Source organism: Saccharomonospora iraqiensis subsp. paurometabolica YIM 90007, from assembly GCF_000231035.2.
GTDB classification, from domain to species: domain Bacteria; phylum Actinomycetota; class Actinomycetes; order Mycobacteriales; family Pseudonocardiaceae; genus Saccharomonospora; species Saccharomonospora paurometabolica.
This window is the reverse complement of the sequence record NZ_KI912263.1, coordinates 62,347-68,157: the sequence shown is the minus strand read 5'-3', so window position 1 is coordinate 68,157 and position 5,811 is coordinate 62,347. Positions and strand designations below refer to the sequence as shown.

Here is a 5,811-nt window from a genome sequence, read left to right as displayed (position 1 = left end):
AGTCCGGGCGGCTCGACGACGGGCACGCCGCCGACCCGTCGACGGCGAAGGCGGACCGGTACGACCCGTTCGACGCCGCCTCCCGCCCGGTGCGGACGGTGCGCGCCGCGGACCTGCGGTCCGACGTCGAGTCCGGCTCCAGCGGGCTGTTGCGCTGGCGCAGGCAGACCACCGGCGCGCCGATCGTCGAGATCACCGACGCCGAGATCACCGGCAGGCTCGACCTGCGCGCGCTGGAGCTTGGCGTGCTGTTCCGGTTCGAGCGGTGCCGGTTCGAGTATCCCCCGGACGTGCGGGAGGCCTCGCTGCTGGGGCTCTCGTTCCGCCGGTGCCTGCTGCCCGGCCTCAAGGCGCGCAACTTCCGCGGACGCAACGACGTCCGGCTGATCCGCTGTGTGGTCGAGGTGGACGCCGACGCCGACGACACCGAGACCACGGTGCGCCAGGCCGTCGGGGTGGAACGCGGGATCCCGGACGCGGCGGTGAATCTCACCGACGCCGTGGTCGAGGGGTCGGTGGTGCTCACCCGCACCCGGATCACCCACCCGCGGGGCAAGGCGGTCCAGGCCGACCGGCTCGTGGTCACCGGCGCGCTGCTGGCCTACCGGCTGGAGGCCGACGGGGAGGTACGCATTCCGGGGCTGCGCACCGGCGGCAACGTGAACTTCTCGGGCGCGTCGCTGGCCAACCGGGCGGGTTTCGCCCTCAACGGCAACGGCCTGCACGTCGGGGGGAGCCTGCTGTGCGAGCGGGACACCTACGGCGGGCCGAACGACAAGCGTCCGTTCACCGCGGACGGGATGGTGTTCCTCCCCAGCCTCCGGGTCGTCGGGGACCTGGTGTTCGAGGGTGCCCGGCTGGCCGTCGACCTGCACAGCGAGGTGACCGCGGACGCCTGGCGGACCGGCGACCGGTTCGAGGACCCGCATCCGGCACTGATCGCCGACCGGATGCACGTGGACGGCAACGCCGAGTTCAGCAGGAACTTCGAGGTCACCGGCACGCTCCGGATGGTGAATGCGCATTTCGGCGGGTCGCTGCGGTTGGCGGGGGCGTCGGTGACCGTCGGCGGGACGACGAACCGGCCGCATCCCGACCGGTCGATCCACCTCGACGGCAGCGAGATCGACGGCGGTCTGGACGGCAGCGGCCTCCGCACGGTGGGGCAGTTCCGGATGGCGGACGTGCGGGTGCGGGGCAACGTCGTGCTGCACGGGGCGACGTTCCGGTACGGGCGGCACGACGTGGTCTCCGCACGGCGCAGCGAGGTTTCCGGCAACGTCGCGCTGACCCGGTGCACGGTCCTGGGCACGCTGCGGCTGCAGGGCATGACCGTCGGCGGCAGCATCGACATGAGCGGGCTGCACGTGGCGGAACCGGAACAGGCCACCTCGGTGCCGGAGCGGGAGGAATCGGCGCCCTGGGCCGTCGACCTGCGCTCGGTGCGCGTGGCCCGCAACGTCCTGCTCGCCGCGGAGGACGGCCGGAACTTCCGGGCCTCCGGCGGGGTGACGCTGGACGGCGCGACGGTCAGCAGGACGATCCGGATCAGCGGTGCGGAGCTCGCCGCGGCCCGGGAGAACCCGCTCGCACTGGACATCGGGGACGCGAGCGCCGACGAGTTCGCGCTCACCCCCGGGACCGCGCCGCAGGGACGGGTGTCCCTGCGCAACGCGCACTGCGGCACGCTGGACGACGACACCGCGTTCTGGCGGGCCACGGGCCGGGTGGACGCGGACGACTTCCGCTACGACGCACTCGCCACCCCGATCGGGCTGACCGACGACCGGGCGGTCGCGGAGCGGTTGCGGCTCCTGCGCGCGGCGATGGACGGCTACCGGCCCGGTCCGTACGACCAGCTCGCCACCATGTTGCGGGAGAGCGGGAATGAGGAGCACGCGGACACCGTGCTGTTGCGCAAGCAGCAGTTCCGCTACGAATCGCTGGCCCGCGGGTACGGCAGGTTCGGGGCCGGGGTGCGGTCGTGGAGCCTGCTGCAGCGGTGGATCGTCGGCTACGGCTACCGGCCGGTGCGCGCGCTGGTGTGTCTGCTGGGGCTGCTCGTCGGGGGGAGTCTGTGGTTCGGCCTCGGGGAGGACGACTGCGTCGACGGTGACCGCTACACCGTCTCCGGGCCCCGGTGCGTGGTCAACGCCGACGACACCGGGCTGGAGTGGAACCCGGTCTTCTACACCCTCGACCTGCTGGTCCCGATCGCCGACCTGGGCAACACCGGCCGGTGGCACATGGCGGGCACGGACAAGTGGGTCTCCGCGGGGTTCACCGCGACGGGCTGGGTGCTGATCACCACGGTCGCCGCGGGCGCGACCCGCACGCTGCGCCGCGACACCAACTGACACGTCCGGACGGGACCCGCAACCCGGGTAACCGATCCGTTGTGAAACATCGCCCGGACTCGTAACGGGACCTGGCGGGGTACCGATGACGACAGTGTCCCGTTCCCGATCCGAGGTCTCAGGTCCCCATGCGATTCGCCGGTTCCCTCGTCGTCACGTTGCTGCTCGCCGGGCTGGCCGCGGGATGCGCGGACAGCGGCCCGGACACCTCCGCCCCGGCACCGAATCCCGCTCCGGTCGCGCCCGGCCCGTCCGGGGAGGTGCCTACGGTGACGTTGACCGAACCCGCGGGCGGACCCGACCGCAGCGCACGATGACGGCGTCGCGATGACGGCACAGCGGCCCGGTGACGACGCACAGCGGCCCCGCGGGGAGAGCTCGGGGTGGCGGGACTCTCGCGTGTCGGGCGGGATTCCCGCCACCCCGATCGTGTTCACTGGCGGTGTGAGTGCTGCGAAGAACCGCGCCCCGGTGCGGGCACCCGAGCTGACCGGTGACGTCTGGTTCAACACCGGCGACCGGCCGCTGACGCTGTCCGCGCTGCGTGGCCGCGTCGTGCTCCTGGACTTCTGGACCTCGGGCTGTGTCAACTGCCTGCACGTCCTCGACGAACTGCGCCCGCTGGAGCGGGAGTTCGCCGACGTGCTCGTCACGATCGGCGTGCACTCGCCGAAGTTCGCCCGTGAGGGCGAGGCGGAGTCGGTGGCCGCGGCCGTCGCCCGCTACGGCGTCGACCATCCCGTCGTCAGCGACCCGGACATGCGGCTGTGGCAGGAGTACACGGTGAAGGCGTGGCCGACGCTGGTCGTGGTGGACCCGGAGGGCTACGTGGCGCACGTCGCCGCCGGTGAGGGGCACGCCGACGCGCTGCGCACGGTGATCCGGGATCTGGTGGCCGGCCACGAGGCCGCCGGGACGCTGCGCCGTGGGGACGACCCGCTCGCCGAGGCCCTCGACCGGGCGGGACCGGCCGGACGGACCGACCAGGAGGAGGGCCGGGACGAGCAGGGCGGTCGGGACCGTGCCACCGGGGTGCCCCTGCGGTTCCCGTCGAAGGCGGTCGCCACCGCCGAGGGACGGGTGCTGGTGGCCGACACCGCCCACCACTCGGTGGTCGAGTTCGCCTCCGACGCCGAGACGGTGGTGCGCCGCTTCGGGGACGGCGAGCGTGGCGCCGCCGACGGCGCGTTCGACGTCGCCACGTTCGCCGAACCGGCCGGGCTGACCCTGCTGCCGCCGGAGGTGGCCGAGCGGGTCGGCTACCACCTGCTGGTCGCCGACACCGGCAATCACCTGCTGCGGGGCATCGACCTGCGCACCGGCTCGGTCCGGACCGTCGCGGGCACCGGCGCACAGTGGCGTGACGGCGCGGACTCCGGCCCGGCCACCGGGAGCGCCCTGACCAGCCCGTGGGACGTGCGGTGGTGGGAGCCCGCGGGCGGGGTCGTCGTCGCGATGGCGGGCAACCACACGTTGTCCCTGTTCGACCCGGTACGCGGGGAGATCCGTCGGTTCGCGGGCACGACCGTGGAGGGCCTGCGCGACGGTGCGGCGGCCGAGGCGTTCTTCGCCCAGACCTCCGGACTTGCCGTCGCGGGCGAGCGGCTGTGGCTGGTCGACGCCGAGACCTCGGCCCTGCGCCGCGTCGATCCCACCGACGGCCCCGATGCCGACGGTGACGGTGCCGCCGACGCTGACGCCGACGGTGACGGACGGGACAGGTTCGTGGTGCGGACCGAGGTGGGTGTGGACCTGTTCACCTTCGGCCACCGGGACGGCGACGCCGCGCAGGCCCTGCTGCAACACCCGACCGGCCTCTCCGTCCTGCCCGACGGCGGGATCGCGGTGGCCGACACCTACAACGGCGCGGTGCGCCGCTTCGACCCGGACACCGGGCAGGTGACCACGCTGATGCGGGACCTGGCCGAGCCCACGGACGTGCTGGTCACCGACACCGGTGTGTTCGTCGTCGAATCCGCCGCACACCGGCTCCGCGCGCTGCACCGTGCTTCCCCGGCCGGGTCCTCCGCCACCGCCGGTGCGGACGACGGTGACGGACAGGGTGCGGGCGGGCCCGATGACGGCGGGGAGGGTACGGACGGCGAGCGGGTGGACGGCGAGGCGATGCTCGTGCGCAGGCCGCCGACCGAGCTGGCGCCGGGCGAGGTCCGGCTGTCGGTGGTGTTCACCCCGCCGGAGGGCGAGACGATGGACGACCGGTACGGCCCGTCCACCCGGCTGGAGGTGAGTGCGTCGCCACCGGAACTGCTCGTCGACGGTGGTGGGCAGGGCACCGACCTTCAGCGCACGGTCACCCTCGCCGACGACCACCCGGAGGGCGTGCTGCAGGTGGTGGCGCAGGCGGCGAGCTGCGCCACCGACGCCGAGCACCCGGTCTGCCGCATCACGCGGCAGGACTGGGGCGTACCGGTCCGGGTGAACCCGGCGGGGGCGGGCGAGTTGCCGCTCGTCATGGCGGGAACCCCCGAGGAACCGACCGGGGGCGCCTGAGCCGGGGTGCGGCGGCGTACCCGGTCCCGCGTGAACGAGACGTCCACGCCGTGGCGGGTGCACGCCACGGAACACGGCTCGGGTCCGCACCGGTGGCCACCGGCGGTCCGGCCCCCGCGCACCGACCCGTGCGCACGGCGTGGGGCGGCACCGGGGAGGAGCCGTGGAGGGTGGTGCGGACGGTCGCGGGGGGCGCGGGGAGCGCACCGACGACTCCGACCTCGTCGCCGAACTGCTCGACGACGAGCCGGCCACCCGCCGTGTCCCCGGTGCCGACGGCGCTGTCGGCACCGGGGACACGTCCCGGAGGCTGCGCCGCCGGATCGGCACGGTGCTGCTCACCATCGGGGCGTTGTCGGCGGTGCTGACCGTGGGCTACCTGACCGATCTGGTGCTCGGGGTCGGTGAGGTGCCGCGGGGGACCACCGTGGCCGGGGTCGACATCGGGGGACTGACGCCGGAGGACGCCGAGACGCGCCTGCGCGAGGAACTGGCGCCCCGGACACACGCGCCGGTCCGGGTGCGTGCGGGCGGGGTCGAGGCGGCCGTCGACCCGGCGGAGGCGGGGCTGGAGGTCGACTGGGCGGCCACGGTCGAGCGGGCCGGGCCACAGCCGTGGAATCCGGCCGACCGGGTGGTGTCGCTGTTCCGCTCGGCGGAGATCGGTCTGGTCACCGACGTCGACGGCGGGGCCCTGCGCGGCGCGCGGCGGGAGGTCGCGGCCCGCCGTATCGACCGGGAGCCCACACCGGGGCGGATCACGTTCCGCACGGTGGGCCGCGGTCAGGTGCGGCCGCACGTCGTGCATCCCGTCGCGGGACGGAGCCTGGGCAACCTCGACGCCGCCGCGGCGGCGGTGCGCGCGCGGTGGCCGACGGGGACGCCGATCGCTCTGCCGGTGCGGACCCACGAGCCCCCCGTGTCGGGTCGGGTCCTGCGCGAG

General features: G+C 74.3%; 3 protein-coding genes and 1 pseudogene. All 4 read left to right on the top strand.

The genetic code is table 11. From position 1 onward, the window contains the following. Positions 1–2,357 (top strand): translocation/assembly module TamB domain-containing protein (locus SACPADRAFT_RS29605; RefSeq protein ID WP_007026185.1); only part of this gene is annotated, 2,357 nt, incomplete at its 5' end. Between the two features lie 128 nt (positions 2,358–2,485). Next, positions 2,486–2,674, top strand: coding sequence for a hypothetical protein (locus tag SACPADRAFT_RS0223655; protein WP_007026184.1), 189 nt, complete (start codon positions 2,486–2,488; stop codon positions 2,672–2,674). A gap of 154 nt (positions 2,675–2,828) precedes the next feature. After that, a complete protein-coding gene (locus SACPADRAFT_RS0223650) occupies positions 2,829–4,868 on the top strand; it encodes an NHL domain-containing thioredoxin family protein (protein WP_028662718.1) in 2,040 nt (679 codons plus the stop codon). A 163-nt stretch (positions 4,869–5,031) separates the two neighbouring features. After that, a pseudogene (locus SACPADRAFT_RS33590) lies at positions 5,032–5,811 on the top strand (peptidoglycan binding domain-containing protein); the annotation flags it as partial.